Annotated in this window: 13 protein-coding genes; 5 read left to right on the plus strand and 8 right to left on the minus strand. The window is 59.1% G+C overall.

The window, feature by feature from the left end:
* The first annotated feature begins 15 nt into the window (after nucleotides 1-15).
* Nucleotides 16-843, plus strand: a complete 828-nt coding sequence (phnX, locus tag AC4IHP_RS17535) for a phosphonoacetaldehyde hydrolase (protein WP_490832303.1) — start codon at nucleotides 16-18, stop codon at nucleotides 841-843.
* A gap of 88 nt (nucleotides 844-931) precedes the next feature.
* On the opposite strand, the gene AC4IHP_RS17540 is transcribed toward phnX, so the two are convergent.
* Complete coding sequence (locus tag AC4IHP_RS17540; protein WP_460120167.1) at nucleotides 932-1,273, minus strand: hypothetical protein; 342 nt, start codon at nucleotides 1,271-1,273, stop codon at nucleotides 932-934.
* On the opposite strand from AC4IHP_RS17540, the gene AC4IHP_RS17545 reads away from it, so the two are divergent.
* Nucleotides 1,248-1,613, plus strand: coding sequence for a hypothetical protein (locus tag AC4IHP_RS17545; protein ID WP_490832304.1), 366 nt, complete (start codon nucleotides 1,248-1,250; stop codon nucleotides 1,611-1,613). The genes AC4IHP_RS17540 and AC4IHP_RS17545 overlap by 26 nt on opposite strands.
* Before the next feature lie 293 nt (nucleotides 1,614-1,906).
* The gene (locus AC4IHP_RS17550; RefSeq protein WP_434766049.1) at nucleotides 1,907-2,455 is read left to right on the plus strand and encodes a cytochrome b; all 549 of its coding nucleotides are present in this window, start codon (nucleotides 1,907-1,909) and stop codon (nucleotides 2,453-2,455) included.
* 142 nt (nucleotides 2,456-2,597) lie between these two features.
* On the opposite strand, the gene AC4IHP_RS17555 is transcribed toward AC4IHP_RS17550, so the two are convergent.
* Together AC4IHP_RS17555 and AC4IHP_RS17560 are read right to left on the minus strand one after the other, a co-directional pair.
* Nucleotides 2,598-3,533: a 1-aminocyclopropane-1-carboxylate deaminase/D-cysteine desulfhydrase gene (locus AC4IHP_RS17555; RefSeq protein WP_490832305.1), complete on the minus strand. Its 936-nt coding sequence runs from the start codon at nucleotides 3,531-3,533 to the stop codon at nucleotides 2,598-2,600.
* Between the two features lie 125 nt (nucleotides 3,534-3,658).
* Nucleotides 3,659-5,698: a 2,4-dienoyl-CoA reductase FMN-binding domain-containing protein gene (locus AC4IHP_RS17560; protein WP_460120174.1), complete on the minus strand. Its 2,040-nt coding sequence runs from the start codon at nucleotides 5,696-5,698 to the stop codon at nucleotides 3,659-3,661.
* Nucleotides 5,699-5,905: 207 nt separating this feature from the next.
* On the opposite strand from AC4IHP_RS17560, the gene AC4IHP_RS17565 reads away from it, so the two are divergent.
* Together AC4IHP_RS17565 and AC4IHP_RS17570 are read left to right on the plus strand one after the other, a co-directional pair.
* Complete coding sequence (locus AC4IHP_RS17565; RefSeq protein WP_490832306.1) at nucleotides 5,906-7,036, plus strand: nitrilase-related carbon-nitrogen hydrolase; 1,131 nt, start codon at nucleotides 5,906-5,908, stop codon at nucleotides 7,034-7,036.
* 3 nt (nucleotides 7,037-7,039) lie between these two features.
* Nucleotides 7,040-8,080 carry an AraC family transcriptional regulator gene (locus tag AC4IHP_RS17570; RefSeq protein WP_490832307.1) on the plus strand — a complete coding sequence of 347 codons (1,041 nt, stop codon included), beginning with the start codon at nucleotides 7,040-7,042 and terminating at the stop codon, nucleotides 8,078-8,080.
* 389 nt (nucleotides 8,081-8,469) lie between these two features.
* Here AC4IHP_RS17570 and AC4IHP_RS17575 read toward each other — a convergent pair whose 3' ends face one another.
* From AC4IHP_RS17575 to clpX, 5 genes are all read right to left on the minus strand, one after another.
* A complete protein-coding gene (locus tag AC4IHP_RS17575; protein ID WP_490832308.1) occupies nucleotides 8,470-9,324 on the minus strand; it encodes a DUF2242 domain-containing protein in 855 nt (284 codons plus the stop codon).
* A 741-nt stretch (nucleotides 9,325-10,065) separates the two neighbouring features.
* Nucleotides 10,066-11,937, minus strand: a complete 1,872-nt coding sequence (locus AC4IHP_RS17580; protein WP_490832309.1) for a SurA N-terminal domain-containing protein — start codon at nucleotides 11,935-11,937, stop codon at nucleotides 10,066-10,068.
* Nucleotides 11,938-12,164: 227 nt separating this feature from the next.
* Nucleotides 12,165-12,437, minus strand: coding sequence for an HU family DNA-binding protein (locus AC4IHP_RS17585; RefSeq protein ID WP_003183171.1), 273 nt, complete (start codon nucleotides 12,435-12,437; stop codon nucleotides 12,165-12,167).
* 149 nt (nucleotides 12,438-12,586) lie between these two features.
* Nucleotides 12,587-14,983, minus strand: a complete 2,397-nt coding sequence (gene lon, locus AC4IHP_RS17590) for an endopeptidase La (protein WP_016775334.1) — start codon at nucleotides 14,981-14,983, stop codon at nucleotides 12,587-12,589.
* Between the two features lie 163 nt (nucleotides 14,984-15,146).
* Entirely contained in the window at nucleotides 15,147-16,430 is a 1,284-nt protein-coding gene (gene clpX, locus AC4IHP_RS17595; protein WP_016775335.1) for an ATP-dependent Clp protease ATP-binding subunit ClpX, read from the minus strand.
* Between the last annotated feature and the right edge of the window lie 27 nt (nucleotides 16,431-16,457).

Below are 16,457 nucleotides of genomic sequence, written 5' to 3' on the forward strand. Positions count from 1 at the left end.
CAGGAATTGATTGCCATGAACTACACCAATCCAGACAAGCTGCAAGCCGCGATCCTCGACTGGGCCGGCACCGTGGTCGATTTCGGCTCGTTTGCGCCGACGCAGATTTTTGTCGAGGCCTTCGCCGAATTCGACGTGCAGGTATCGATCGAAGAAGCCCGTGGGCCGATGGGCATGGGCAAGTGGGACCACATCCGCACCCTGTGCGATCAACCGCAGGTGGCCGAGCGTTATCGCAAGGTGTTCGGCCGGACGCCGACCGACGATGACGTCACCGCTATCTACAACCGCTTCATGCCGTTGCAGATCGAGAAAATCGCCGAGCACTCGGCACTGATTCCCGGCGCGCTGGACGCCATCGCCCAACTGCGCGCGCAAGGCATCAAGATCGGTTCCTGCTCCGGCTATCCGAAAGCGGTCATGGACAAAGTCGTCGAACTGGCCGCCAGCAACGGCTACGTCGCCGATCACGTAGTCGCCACCGATGAAGTGCCAAACGGTCGCCCATGGCCGGCACAAGCGTTGGCCAACGTGATCGCCCTGGGCATCGACGATGTTGCAGCGTGCGTGAAAATCGACGACACCGTGCCGGGCATTTTGGAAGGTCGCCGTGCCGGCATGTGGACGGTTGCGCTGATTTGCTCGGGCAACGCCCTGGGTCTGGACTATGAAGGTTTCCGCGCACTCGGCAGCGATGAACTGGCCACTGAACGCAAGCGCATCCACGCGCTGTTTGAAAGTTCGCGCCCGCATTACATGATCGACACCATCAGTGATTTGCCAGAAGTGATCGCTGACATTAACAAGCGTCTGGCCAACGGTGAAATGCCGCAAAACGCTTGAGCCTCATTAAAAAACACCGCTGATCGATCGTTATCAGCGGTGTTTTTTTGCTTTTGCTTATCAGAAGTACTAATCACGGCATTGAAACTTACTCGCTGACAATATTACCTTGCGCATCATAAGCCAGACCATCTGGATATTTGGTGCTGCCATCCGGTAATTGCTCGGTACCGTCTTCCCAGACAATGCGTCCATCGGGATATTGAATGATATTGTCCGGCCAGACAATCAGCCCGTTTGGATGTTCCACCCTGCCATCGTCATGCTGAATAATTCCGTCAGGACGCTTGATCGAGGTTTTATCCGCATCAATCAGACTACCGTCGGGCAATGTAGTCGAACCGTCGGCATTGGCTGTCGCTCCAGCAGCCTGGATCAATGCGATCAACGCCACTGGATCGATATTGAAGTTGATCGTCGGCCATGGCATTGGCGGCCGCTTGGATTCGATTGGCGAGGTCGGTTTGACCGGGTCGGTCGGCGTCACTGGTTTGGGCGGCACGACCGGTTTGGCTGGGGCCACTGGCCTCGGCGGCACGACCGGTTTGGCTGGGGCCACTGGCTTCGGCGGCACGGCCGGTTTGGCTGGGGCCACTGGCTTCGGCGGCACGGCCGGTTTGGTCGGGGCAACTGGCCTCGGCGGCACAGCCGGTTTGGTCGGGGCTACTGGCCTTGGTGGCACGACCGGTTTGGCGGGAATTACTGGCTTTGTCGTGGTGATAGACGGACGAGGCTTCGGGCTCGGAGGTTTCATATTCATACTCAAATAAAAATATACGTTTAATCTTTAACAACCAATTAAAGACCCGACCAGACAATAAGCACCCAATACAAACTATTCAAACCAAAACAGAACACAAGATATAAACAACATAAAGTTACGCAAAACTTAACAACACCCAATACTGACTTCCAAACGGCAATCAAATCAAAACCAGACAGAGCGCACTTCCCGCCGTTGCAAAAAACATCACACACTCCGGGCAAAAACATCCCGGCAGGTTTACAGTGAAACCAGTGCCGTGACGACGGCTGATCGCATTCAGATCCCGAGGAAAATCTTATGCCGTGGACAAGCTCAGAATCGCGTTACAGCACTGTTTCGGTTCTGCTGCACTGGCTGATGCTGGTGCTGTTGGCGCTGGTTTACGCCAGCATGGAACTGCGTGGCTTCTTTCCCAAGGGCAGCGGCGGTCGCACGCTGATTCGCGAAATGCACTATCTGCTGGGCCTGACCGTATTTGTATTGGTTTGGTTTCGCCTGCTCGCGCGCAGCCTCGGCCCTGCGCCGAAAATCTTCCCCGCGTCGCCCGCCTGGCAAACCGTGGTAGCGCGCTTGATGCACTGGGCGTTGTACGTGTTCATGATCAGCATGCCGATATTGGGCTGGCTGATCACCAGTGCCGAGGGCCATCAGGTCATGTTCTACGGTTTCGATTTGCCGCTATTGGTCGGTGAAGACAAGGCGTTCGCCAAGCAAGTCGAAGGCTGGCATGTGCTGATCGCCACGATCGGCTATTGGCTAATCGGTCTGCACGCGCTGGCGGGTATTTATCATCATTACGTGGTGCGCGATAACACCCTGCTGCGAATGATGCCCAAGCGCGGCTGAGCTTCGTGGCGAGGCAGCTTGCTCCCGCTGGGCTGTGCAGCAGCTCCAGAGCCTGAGCGTGCTGTAAGCCAGAATAATCGCGCGGTGAGGGCTGACGACGGCTGCGCCGCCGATCTTCAGCAAGCTTCCTCGCCACAAGACTTCAGTGACCCGCAGGATGCATGTCGAAAACTCTGCGTCCTTGCAGGCCGCCGGTATGCACAACGACGAGCCGCGTACCTCTGGCGAATTTGCCCGCTTCAACATGCTGCTTGAGCGCCAGCAAGGCTTTGCCGGTGTACAGCGGTTCCAAAGGGATGCCGCTGGTTCGCTCGGTCTGTTCGATGAAGGTCAGCAACGTCTGGTCAACCTTGGCGAAGCCACCCCGGCTGGCGTCGATCAACTGATAGCTCGCCACGGGCCCGATGGCTTGCGCCAGAATCGACTCGACGTTCGGCGCTACGCCGTAATCATCCGGCACTGCCAGTGCGCCATACAGTGAGCGCTTGCCACTATCCGCCAGCGCCAGACCGGCCAGGGTCGTGCCGGTGCCGCAGGCCAGCCACCAGGCGTCGAATTCATCCCAGCCCAAGTTCACCAATTGCTCATCGACTTGCTGTGTGATTGCTACGCAACCCAGTGCACCGGCGAGTCCACCACCGCCCTCGGGCACCGCATGCAACGTCGGATATTGCGCCAGCCACGGCGTCCAGAATCCCGTTTCGTGCCGCGCGCGATAGCCGGCATAACCCAGCCAGTGCAACTGCATGCCGAACGCGTGCAAATCCTGCACCGTCGGCGTGTCCTGCGGATGCCCGCGTAACAGCCCCACGGTTCTGAACCCCAGCCGCTTGCCCGCCGCCGCCAGCGCATGCAGATGATTGGAATGCGCACCACCGAGACTGATAAGGCCCTCGGCGCCGGCGCGCTCAGCGGTGTTGAGATGTTCGACGAGTTTGAACCACTTGTTGCCGCTGATCAGCGAATCGATCTGGTCGAGGCGCAGGATCGCCACTTCAATGCCGGCGGTTGCCAGCCAGTCAAGACGGAGCGGTTCGAGAGGGGCTCGGGGTAGCCAGTTGGGGGGAGGCAAAAGCATGGGCGCTGTGCAATCTGGAAAAGACCCCATACTAGTAGGAGCTGCCGCAGGCTGCGATCTTTTGATCTTGCTGTTGAAATCAGGATCAACAGATTGCAGCCTGCGCCAGCGCCTACAGAATGTGTTTACAACTCGGCCGCGAGGCGCGAACCCTGATTGATCGCGCGCTTGGCATCGAGCTCCGCAGCGACATCCGCGCCGCCGATCAAGTGCACGTTCTGCCCGGCTTCGACCAAGCCATCGTGCAACTCACGCAGTGGATCCTGCCCGGCGCAAATCACGATGTTGTCCACCGCCAGCAGTTGCGGCTCGCCGGCTTCGCCGATGCGAATGTGCAAGCCCTGGTCATCGATGCTCAGGTATTCGACGCTGTTGAGCATCTGCACCTGTTTGTTCTTCAGACCGGTGCGGTGAATCCAGCCGGTGGTTTTGCCAAGGCCGTCGCCGACCTTGGTTTTCTTGCGCTGCAACAGGAACACCTCACGGGCCGGCGCATGCGGTGCGGCTTTGATTCCCGCCACCCCACCCCGCGCTTCAAGCTGCGTGTCGATGCCCCACTCTTTCCAGAACGCCGCGCGATCCAGACTGGTGGCCACGCCTTGATGGACGAGGAATTCCGACACGTCAAAACCGATACCACCCGCACCGATCACCGCGACACGCTTGCCAACCGGCTTGCGCTCGAGGATCACGTCCAGATAACTCAGCACCTTGGCATTCTCGACGCCGGGAATCGCCGGCACGCGCGGGGCGATACCGGTGGCGAGAATGATCTCGTCGTAACCGCCTTCAACCAGTTTCGCCACGTCGACACGGGTGTTCAGGCACACCTCGACATTCGTCGTTTGCAGCTTGCGGTTGAAGTAGCGCAGGGTTTCGAAAAACTCCTCCTTGCCCGGTACGCGCTTGGCGATATTGAACTGGCCACCGATCTCGCTGGCGGAATCGAACAGCGTCACCTGATGACCGCGCTCGGCGGCGACGGTGGCGGCGGACAAGCCGGCGGGACCGGCACCGACCACGGCGATTTTCTTGATCTGCTGCACTGGCAGGTAATTGAGTTCGGTCTCGTGGCAGGCGCGCGGGTTGACCAGGCAACTGGTGAGCTTGCCGCCAAAGGTGTGGTCGAGGCACGCCTGGTTGCAGCCGATGCAGGTGTTGATTTCGTCGGCGCGGCCTGCGGCGGCCTTGTTGACGAAGTCTGGGTCGGCGAGGAATGGTCGGGCCATGGAGACCATGTCGGCATCGCCTTCGGCAAGAATCTGCTCGGCAATTTCCGGGGTATTGATGCGGTTGGTGGTGATCAGCGGAATACTCACCGAGCCGCGCAACTTGGCCGTGACCTTGCTGAACGCTGCACGCGGAACTTTGGTGGCGATGGTCGGGATCCGCGCTTCGTGCCAGCCGATACCGGTGTTGATGATGGTCGCGCCAGCCTGTTCGATGGCCTTGGCCAGCGTGACGATTTCGTCCCAAGTGCTGCCGCCTTCGACCAGATCGAGCATCGACAGGCGGAAGATGATGATGAAATTCGGCCCGACCGCTTCGCGCACGCGGCGGACAATTTCCACCGGCAGGCGCATGCGGTTTTCGTAACTGCCGCCCCAGCGGTCGGTACGGTGGTTGGTGTGGGCGGCGAGGAACTGGTTAATGAAATAACCTTCCGACCCCATGATCTCGACGCCGTCGTATTCGGCGGTTTGCGCCAATACCGAGCAGGTGACGAAATCGCTGATCTGCTTTTCGATGCCCTCTTCGTCCAGCTCTTTGGGCTTGAACGGGTTGATCGGCGCCTGAATCGCACTCGGCGCTACCTGTTTCGGGCTGTAGGCATAACGGCCGGCGTGGAGGATCTGCATGCAGATCTTGCCGCCCGCCTCGTGCACCGCGCGAGTGACGATGCGGTGCTTGAGCGCCTCTTCTTCAGTGGTGAGCTTGGCCGCACCTGAATACACGCCGCCTTCGTCATTCGGGCCGATACCGCCGGTGACCATCAGCCCGACACCGCCACGGGCGCGTTCGGCGAAGTACGCCGCCATGCGCTCGAAGCCACCCGGCTTTTCTTCCAGGCCGGTGTGCATCGAGCCCATCAGGGTGCGGTTGCGCAGCGTGGTGAATCCCAGGTCCAGCGGGGCCAGCAGGTGCGGGTATTGGGCGGTGGTCATCAGTAACTCCACAACGAGCGATCACGGAAAGTTGCGGGAGCTCTGCGTCCCCCGTCAGTCATGTTCGACAGACTAAGAGTCGCACCGCTGTCACTCAATGACCGTAACTGACAAGTTATTGATCCAAATGCGCAGCGCCCCTTGGCAATCAGGGCCATGGGCCCTACCCTAGGCGCCACACTCTGTACCCGGCTGTTGTTGGTTTTCATGCGCAAACTTCTGTATCTGTTTTTCTCCATGGCCCTCGTTGCCGCCCTGACCACCTACGCCATGTGGGCGGCAGACCGGCCGGCGGGGCATTACCTGTCCGACCTGCGCATCAAGCTCGCCGTTGATCAGGGCACGCCCGCCGACCGTGGCAACCTGCTCGGCATCCAGCCCGAACTGTTCCCCACCGATTATCAAAGCCCCGCACGCCTGCATCGCAAACTCGCGGCGTACCTGCAGCAGGCTCGCGATCAAGGCTTGCTCAATGAAAAAACCGTAGTGGTATTGCCTGAGCACGTCGGTACTTGGCTGATGATCAGCGGCGAGAAGGACGAGCTCTATCAGGCACCGACGCTGGCTGAGGCGATGAACTGGCTGGCGGCGAGCAATCCGCTGCTGTTCGCCCGCGCGTGGTTGCGAGCCAAGGGCGAGCAACGGCTGGACGATGCTTATCTGCGGATGAAAGCGAAGGCCATGGCCAAGGATTACCAGGCGCTGTTCGGCGGTCTGGCCAAGGAGTTCCAGGTCACACTGGTCGCCGGCTCGATCGTACTGCCGGAGCCAAGCATCCGCGACGGCCGGCTCAAGCCTGGCAGCGGCGCGCTGTTCAATAGCAGCGTGGTGTTTGGTCGCGACGGCGTACCGTTGGGCCAGCCGCAACGGCAGATGCATCCGATCTTTGATCAGCAAGGCGTTATTCAGGCCGAAGATAAACACGCCATCCAGGTCGTCGACACACCGGCCGGTCGCTTGGGCATCCTGATCGGCAGCGACAGCTGGTACCCCGGCAACTACCGCACCCTCGATGAACAAGGCGCGCAACTGGTGGCCGTGCCGGCGCAGGTTATTGGCCAAGGCGCTTGGGACAAGCCATGGCGCGGCTACAAGGGTTCGAGCACGCCGGGCTCGGTCAGCCTCAAGCCCGGCGACCTCAGCGAAGGACAGGCCTGGCATCGACTGACCCTCACTGCGCAACCGCCAAGCAGCCACGCGCTCGCCGGTGTCAGTGTGTTCATGCGCGGGCAATTCTGGGACAAGCCGAGTACCGGCAGAAGCTTCCTCAGCAGCAATGGCCAGCAGTTCGCCGATGGCGAGGCGCGTGGTGCGCGTTTGCTGAACGTTTGGCTGTAAACCATGAAGCCGCAGCCGATGCGCCTCGGAGATCTGTCGGTGGGTTTCGTCCACAGTCTGGCCGATGCCGTGCGCAGCCACGACGCCGATCCGCTGCCTCTGCTTGAGCAATACGGCCTCGATGCCGAGCGGCTGGCCGAGGCCGGGGCGCGCTTGTCGATCCCGCGTTACATGCGCCTGGGCCACGCGGCGATTCAACTGACCGGCGATCCGGCACTTGGCCTGCGCATGGGCCGAATGATCCGCTTGAATCAGGCTGGGCTGGCCGGTATCACCGCCGCGCAAGCACCCACTGTGCGCGAAGCGGCCCGTTGCCTGACACGCTTCGAGCCCCTTTACGGCTCGAACTATCGCGGACAATCCAGTTTCCATGAAGACGCCAGCGGCGCCTGGCTGCGCTTCTACTCGATCAGCCCGTACAACGCCTATAACCGCTTCGTGGTCGACTCGATCCTCGCCGGCTGGCTGCACCAATTGTCGGGCCTGTGCGGCGCAACGCTGCGCGCCGAGCGGATCGAGATCGAGTTCGACGCGCCGGACTACCGCGAGGCTTACACGGTGCTCGGCGATTGCCCGATCCAGTTCAGCGCCGAACACAACCAACTGCGCCTGAGCCTGAGCAGTCTCGCCCTGCGCAACCCTGAACATTGTCCGGGCACCTGGCGGCATCTGCTGCAACTGTGCGAGCGGGAGCTGGAACAAATGACCCGCACCCGCAGCCTGCGCGAGCGCATCACCCAATTGCTCGGCCCGTTGCTCAATGGCGGCCGCGAGCCGGATCTTGAAGAAGTCGCGGCACGCCTGAAACTGCCGACATGGACCTTACGGCGCAAACTCGCCGAGGAAGGCACGCAGTTTCGCGCAATCCTCAATGACACACGCCGGGACCTGGCGATGACCTACATCCGCGACACCGAACTGGCATTCGGCGAAATCGCCTACCTGCTGGGCTTCGCCTCAGCCGAAGCGTTCCAGCGTGCATTCAAACGCTGGAGCGGGCAGACGCCGGGCGAGTCTCGACGAAATTATCGCTCGGGAGCTTGAAGCTCAGAGCTCCGTGGCGTCGTCGGCCGGCTCTGGTTGATCAAGCTCAAAAGCCTGGTATTCGAGCAGTTCTTCCTGATACTCATCCATCGTATAAATCCCCCAAACTGCTCGCTATGAAAATGGCTTGGTCAATCGACCTTTGCCCCGAGCATAAAGTGCCCGTGTGAAGGAAAAGTGAAGCGCGGCCTTCATCAATAAAACGTAGCAGGTGGTTGGGGATTTATCGCGGCGATGATGTCGCAGGTATGTAACCAGATCTTAAGCCAACCCGAAAACCACTGTGGGAGCGAGCCTGCTCGCAAAAGCGGTGTGACAGTCTGATCATCTGCCGACTGACACTACGCCTTCGCGAGCAGGCTCGCTCCCACAGGGTTTCGCTGAGTTTTTTATTGGCCCGACGCAGGCATCGCCGGAATCGGCTCGGACGGTGGCGGAATATCCGGGTTGGTCGGTGGCGTGATGGTTTCGCTGGCCGGCGCTGGCTCTTCAACAGGCGCAGGCGTGATCGGCGTCGACTCCGCTGGCGGCGCCACCGGTTCGGAACTCACGGGCGCGGTTTCAGCCGGGGCCGGTGCAGGTTCCGCAGCCGGCGCGGGGGTCGGTTCTGCTGCCGGTGTCGGCACCAGTGGCGCAGCAGCCGGAGCAGGCGTCACCTTCGGCTCAGGCATACCGAGGTCGGTTTTCGGTTTTTCTTCGATGTGTGCAGCCTTCTTCGCATCGGCGGGCAGGAACTGCTCCACCAGCGTGAAGAACCGCTCGTAGAACTTCTGCGCTGTAACCGTCTCACTGGCGACCTTGACCATCGAGTCGTCCGAAGAGCCGATCGGCATCGACACCGAACCCAGCACGCCAACCCCGAGACTGGCCGAGTTGTTGGTCTTCTTCAGCGCATAACGGTCCTGTAGGGCGTTGGCGAACACCGTCGCGTGATGCCCGGCGCTGCCATCTTCGGCGCAGACCACGTTGAAGCTGATCTCGAGGTGGGTCTCGCCAGTCTGCTGGAAGCTCTTGTGACCGCTGACCAGTTTCGGATCACTGCTGGTAATGATGTAGCCCTGACTGAGCAACGCGCGCCGGGCCGCTTCGCAGCTGGCGGTATCGGTCACCGGGTAATTGCGCGAAAAGGTGCCGGAGTCATCGAAGTTCTCATGCTCATAGATCGGCTTGTCCTTCGAACACCCGGCCACCGCAGTCAACAAAAGCGCCAGCCCGACAACACGCATGGGAGTGGAAATCAACATTGAACATCCTGAGGGAAAACAGTCCGGGGCGTATTGTGCAACAGATCGCCGCCCCATGGCGCATGGAATAGTGTCAAGAATCGGTTACAACTTTACCGGTCATGACCGCCAGCAAAAAGCCGCGTGGACAAATGGTCGATCAATGCGCGCAATTTCGCTGTCGCTTGTTGACTCGACGGCCACAACACCCTAGCCGCCCGACGTGTTCTAAACGCCAAGGGACGGTGTACATCCAAGAATCAGGTCGGCTGTCAGGCCGCTTTCGCGAGCAGGCTCGCTCCCACAGAAAAGCAAAGCAGCGCAGTTGCCCGCGGCGAAGCCGCCCCACTCAACAATGAGCGCAAGCTCGAGTGCTTTTGATCTTGCTTTTGATCCACCGGCGACGTCGGAAGGCTGAGTGGAGGGATTGATCCGGGCGTGGGAGCGCAGCGACCGTCTGGCGCAGCCAGACACAGCGGAAGGAGGTGCAGCGAAGCAAACCGGAGCCGCTGCGCCAGGATCGATCCCGCAGCGAAGGAACCCGAGCCTGCGAGGGCCGAACGTAGGAGCAAGCCTTTTTGGGTACTTTTTCGGCGTCTGGAAAAAGTGCCTCGCCGTAAGGGCGAAACCGCCAGCCGCCGCACCCGAAGAAACGGATATTCACCCAAACCACCCAGAGCATGGCCGGCCCAAAGGCCGCCACGCCCCCAAAAAAAAGCCCCGACCATCAGGCCGGGGCTCCTTCAAACATCAGTCAAAAGATCAAAACCGCTCGATCTTCGCCTCAGCTTCGAGTTGCTTGCGATACGCCGCAAAGTCCTGCTGCCCCTCACGGGAAGCGAGGAAACGACGATATTGCGCCTTCTCTTCATCCGTCGGTGCAGCCGCTTCGTTGACGCCATTCAGACGCACAATCATCAGACTGCCATCCGGCAAGGTGACGCTGGAGAACGTCGGCTTGTCCTTGGCAGCCGGCTTCGGCATACGGAACAACGCCTGCAGCACAGCCGGATCAACCCCTTCCTGACCACGGGTGGCCGCTTCGGTGATCTTCCAGTTCTGGCCATCGATGGCCTTGTCCAGCGGCGCCTTGCCGTCACGCAGATCGGCAATCAGCTTCTCGGCACGGGTCTTGGCCTCGGCACTGGCGTGCTCTTTGGTCAGCTGAGTGCGGATCGCTGCACTCACGCTTTCCAGCGGCAGTTGCGCAGGCTTCAGGTGCTCCTTGGAACGCAGCACGATCACGGTTTCCGGATCCAGCTCGATGGCGGTGCTGTTGGCACCTTCGTCAATTACTTCCGGGCTGAACGCAGCAGTGACCACGGCACGGTTGGCGGCAACACCTTCGCCACCTTCACGACCGAACGGCTTGGATGTGTGCACGGTCAGTTTCAGGTCCGCTGCTGGCTGTGCCAGGTCAGAGGCCTCAAACGCCGAGTCTTCCAGTTGCTTGGTCGCTTCCACGAAACGTTGCTCGACCTGCGCGGCTTTCAGGTCGCGGGTCAGCTTGTCTTTCAGGCTGGCCAGAGTCGGCACTTCAGGCGCTTCCACGCCCAGCAGCTTGATCAGGTGATAACCGAAGTCGGTACGAATCGGCTCGGACACCTGGTCTTTCGACAAGGAGTACAGCGCTTTTTCGAAAGCCGGGTCGTAAACGCCAGGACCGGCATAACCAAGGTCACCACCATTGTTGGCGGAACCCGGATCCTGCGAGAACTCCTTCGCCAGCGCTTCGAATTTCTCGCCCTTGGCCAGACGCGCCTGGACTTCTTCGATCTTCGCCTTGGCCTGCGCTTCGGAGGTCTTGTCGTTCACTTCGATAAGGATGTGCGCGGCACGACGCTGTTCCGACAGGTTGGCGATCTCTTTTTGATACGCCGCCTGCAAGTCTTCATCCTTGACCGCGACCTGATCGAAGAACGACGACTTCTTCAGCTCGACGTAATCGATGATCACCTGATCCGGCGTCATGAATTCCTTGGCGTGCTCGTCGTAGTAAGCCTTGACCTCGTCATCGGTCAGCTTGACCGCAGCCGGGTCGGCCTTGACGTTCAGAGTGGCGAAATCACGGGTCTGTTTTTCCAGACGGGCGAATGCCAGCACTTCGGCGTCGGTGACGAAACCGCTGCCGGCAACACCCGCGCGCAACTGGCCGATCAGCATTTCCTGAGCCAGCATCTGGCGGAACTGCATACGGCTGTAACCCAGTTGACGAATCACCTGGTCGAAACGCTCGGAGCTGAACTTGCCGTCGACCTGGAATTCAGGCGTCTGCAGGATCACCTGATCCAGCGCGGCTTCGGAGAAGGAGAACTTCGCCTGTTCGGCGCCTTGCAGCAGCAACTTACGGTCGATCAGGCCTTTGAGAGCCGATTCGCGGAGCATTTTTTCGTCGAGCAAGGAAGCATCGAAGTCCTTGCCCAGCTGTTGCATCAGCTGACGGCGTTGCATGTCAACGGCCTGGCTCAGCTCGTTCTGGCTGATTTCGTCACCGTTGACCTTGGCCGCCTCGTTCTTGTGAGTCGTGGCCTGGAAAATGGCATCGAAACCGGTCAGAGCCATCAGTGCAACGATGACTCCGATAATGGTCTTGGCAATCCAGCCTTGTGAATTGTCCCTGATATTCTGCAGCATGCGTCCCCCAGAAACGGTTGAACTTCAATTTAGGCAACCGTGGAGCGTGGGTAGAATCCGGATAGAAGAAAGGCGCATCCGAGGATGCGCCTTCTCGTAACTGGCGGAGCGGACAGGGCTCGAACCCTCGATCCCGGCGTTACAGGTGTCTGTTCCAGCCACCTGCTCTACCGCTCCGCTGCCAAGTCAGGCTTGACCCCGACCCGGATGGGTAAAAACCTGAAAACTCAGTTAACAGCTTCTTTCAGTGCTTTACCGGCTTTGAAACCAGGCTTCTTGGCAGCCGGGATTTCCAGAGTCTTGCCGGTTTGCGGGTTACGACCGGTACGAGCCGGACGGTCAGTCACGGAGAAAGTACCGAAACCAACCAGAACAACGGAGTCGCCAGCCTTCAGAGCGCCAGTGACGGATTCGATTACAGCGTCCAGCGCACGGCCAGCAGCAGCTTTCGGGATATCAGCGGATGCAGCGATAGCATCAATCAGTTCCGACTTGTTCACTCTAAGTCCCCTTATATCTATTTTGAGATGTTTCTAAGTTTTTTGGTGAAAGCAAAAACGAGTGCTGAATGGCCTACAGACACTTAAGAGCCGCTTTATAACAAGGGCTCTAAAATGCTGTCAAGGAAAGCCCCCCAGGCTAAAACGTATTAATGCGTGCTAATTCTTTCCTTGGCATCAGACTCGCGTTTTTCGTCCTTGGCAACTATCTCCGGAGCCACATCCGGCAAGGGCTCCGGCGCGTATTGCAGCGCAATTTGCAGGACCTCGTCAATCCATTTAACCGGTTTGATCTGCAGATCCTGCTTGATATTGTCAGGAATCTCCTTCAGATCGCGGACGTTTTCTTCCGGAATAATCACAATCTTGATTCCGCCGCGATGTGCCGCCAGCAGTTTTTCTTTCAAACCGCCAATTGCCAGCACTTGCCCACGCAGAGTGATCTCACCGGTCATGGCGACATCCGCGCGCACCGGAATGCCGGTCAACGCCGAGACCAGCGCCGTGCACATGCCTACGCCAGCGCTAGGGCCGTCTTTCGGGGTCGCCCCTTCCGGCATGTGAATGTGGGTGTCGCGCTTCTCGTGGAAGTCCAGCGGAATGCCCAGACTCTTGGCGCGGCTGCGCACCACGGTTTGTGCGGCAGTGATCGATTCGACCATTACGTCACCGAGCGAACCGGTCTTGATCAGTTGTCCTTTACCCGGAATCACTGCGGCTTCGATGGTCAGCAATTCACCACCAACCTGAGTCCACGCCAGGCCCGTCACCTGACCCACCTGATCCTGCTGCTCGGCCAGGCCGTAACGGAATTTGCGCACGCCGAGGAAATGCTCCAGCAGATCAGCTGTCACTTTCACCGAGAAGCGTTTTTCGAGGGCATGCTCTTTGACCGCCTTGCGGCACACCTTTGCAATCTGTCGCTCAAGGCCACGCACGCCCGCTTCACGCGTGTAATAACGGATGATGTCGCGGATCGCTTCTTCGTCGAATTCCAGCTCGCCTTTCTTCAGACCATTGGCGGCGATCTGTTTTGGCGACAGGTATTTCACAGCGATGTTGATCTTCTCGTCTTCGGTGTAGCCCGGCAGACGGATGACTTCCATCCGGTCCAGCAGCGCTGGCGGGATGTTCATCGAGTTCGAGGTGCACAGGAACATCACATCGGACAGGTCGTAATCGACCTCCAGATAGTGATCGTTGAAGTTGTGGTTTTGCTCTGGATCAAGCACTTCCAGCAACGCCGACGCAGGGTCGCCACGCATGTCGCTGCCCATCTTGTCGATTTCATCGAGCAGGAACAGCGGGTTGCGCACGCCCACCTTTGTCATCTTTTGAATCAATCTACCCGGCATCGAACCGATGTAGGTCCGGCGGTGACCACGGATTTCCGCTTCATCACGCACGCCACCCAGGGCCATGCGCACGAATTTGCGATTGGTGGCATGAGCAATCGATTCCGCCAGCGAGGTTTTACCCACACCAGGAGGACCAACCAGGCACAACACCGGGCCACGGATCTTCTTCACGCGCTTCTGCACGGCGAGGTACTCAAGGATGCGTTCCTTGACCTCTTCAAGGCCATAGTGATCGGCGTCGAGAATGTCTTCTGCACGGGCCAGATCGAGGCGCACCTTGCTCTGCGCCTTCCACGGCACCTGCACCAGCCAGTCGATGTACGAGCGCACGACGGTGGCTTCAGCGGACATCGGCGACATCTGCTTGAGCTTGTTCAGCTCGGCGGTGGCTTTGGCCAGTGCATCTTTCGGCAGACCGGCAGCATCGATACGCTTTTTCAGCTCTTCGATTTCGTTGTGACCTTCGTCACCGTCGCCGAGCTCTTTCTGAATGGCCTTCATCTGCTCGTTCAGGTAGTACTCGCGCTGACTGCGCTCCATCTGCTTCTTGACGCGACCGCGAATGCGTTTCTCAACCTGCAGCAGGTCGATCTCGGCATCGAGCAGCGCCAGCACGTGTTCGACACGCGCCGACAGATCAATGATCTCGAGGATTTCCTGCTTTTGCTCGATTTTCAGCGCCATGTGCGCGGCCATGGTATCGACCAGACGACCCGGCTCATCGATGCTGTTAAGCGACGACAGGACCTCAGCCGGGACTTTCTTGCCCAACTGCACGTATTGTTCGAACTGCGACAGCAGCGTGCGTACGAAAACTTCCGACTCGCGCTCAGCGGCGTCGACTTCTTCAATCAGAGAGACTTCGGCACGGCAGTGACCATCGACTTCGCTGAAGCGTTCGACGGTGCCACGCTGCTCGCCTTCGACCAGAACCTTGACGGTGCCATCAGGCAGCTTCAACAGCTGCAGAACGGTGGCAATCGTACCCACGCGATAGAGAGCGTCTTCACCGGGATCATCGTCAGCCGGGTTTCTCTGGGCCAGCAGCAGAATCTGCTTGTCGCCCGTCATCGCGGCCTCGAGGGCTTCGATGGATTTCTCGCGCCCCACGAACAGCGGGATAACCATGTGCGGATAAACCACGACATCACGCAATGGCAGGAGAGGCAATTCGATGGTTGTCTTCATGATTTCGCCTCTACGGCGGCCGTACGGCCGTAATCAGATGGAATTAAGCTTGAAACCAAGATGGGGGCTGCCTCGAAAAAAAACAAGCGTAAAGCGGAGGTAAAAAACGACTTAAAAAAAAAGAGGCCCGAAGGCCCCTTCTTTGTTGCGGCGCGGTGGACGCTTACGCGTCCGGCGCTGCCTTGGCCGTCGGCTCACTGTTTTCGTAGATATACAGTGGCTTGGACTTGCCTTCGATGACGCTTTCATCGATCACGACTTTGCTCACCTCGGACTGCGAGGGGATTTCATACATCGTGTCGAGCAGCACACCTTCGAGAATCGAGCGCAGGCCACGAGCACCGGTTTTACGTTCCAGAGCGCGCTTGGCGACCGATTTCAGCGCGTCGGAACGGAATTCCAGATCCACGCCTTCCATCTCGAACAGCTTGGCATACTGTTTGGTCAGAGCATTTTTCGGCTCGGTGAGGATTTGCATCAGCGCAGCCTCGTCGAGCTCGTCCAGTGTCGCCAGGACCGGCAGACGACCGACGAATTCCGGGATCAGACCGAACTTGACCAGATCGTCAGGCTCGACTTCACGCAGGGATTCACCGACTTTCTTGCCCTCTTCCTTGCTGCGCACTTCGGCGTTGAAGCCGATGCCGCCTTTGGTGGAACGGTTCTGAATGACCTTTTCCAGGCCGGAGAACGCACCACCGCAGATGAACAGGATGTTACGGGTGTCGACCTGCAGGAATTCCTGCTGCGGATGCTTGCGGCCACCTTGCGGCGGAACCGAAGCGACCGTGCCTTCGATCAACTTGAGCAAGGCCTGCTGCACGCCTTCACCGGAAACATCGCGGGTGATCGACGGGTTGTCGGACTTACGGGAAATCTTGTCGATTTCGTCGATGTAGACAATACCCATCTGGGCTTTCTCTACGTCGTAATCGCACTTCTGCAGCAGCTTCTGAATGATGTTCTCGACATCTTCACCCACGTAACCGGCCTCGGTGAGGGTGGTTGCGTCAGCGATGGTGAACGGAACGTTCAGCAAGCGGGCCAGTGTTTCGGCCAGCAGGGTTTTACCGGAGCCTGTAGGGCCGATCAGCAGGATGTTGCTCTTGCCGAGTTCGACGTCGTCAGCCTTTTTGTCACGCTGGTTCAGGCGCTTGTAGTGGTTGTACACCGCTACGGCCAAAACCTTTTTCGCACGCTCCTGACCGATGACGTACTGGTCAAGGATGCCGCTGATTTCTTTAGGCGAAGGCAATTTATGCGCGCTGCTTTCGGCCTGTGCTTCCTGCACCTCCTCGCGGATGATGTCATTGCACAGGTCGACGCACTCGTCGCAGATAAAGACCGAGGGGCCGGCAATCAATTTGCGCACTTCATGCTGGCTTTTGCCACAGAAGGAGCAATAGAGCAGCTTGCCGTTGTCCTCGCCGTTGCGGGTGTCAGTCATTCGTTCGATCCAAATCCGATAGGCTTG

The organism is Pseudomonas sp. UF-293 (genome assembly GCF_058245595.1).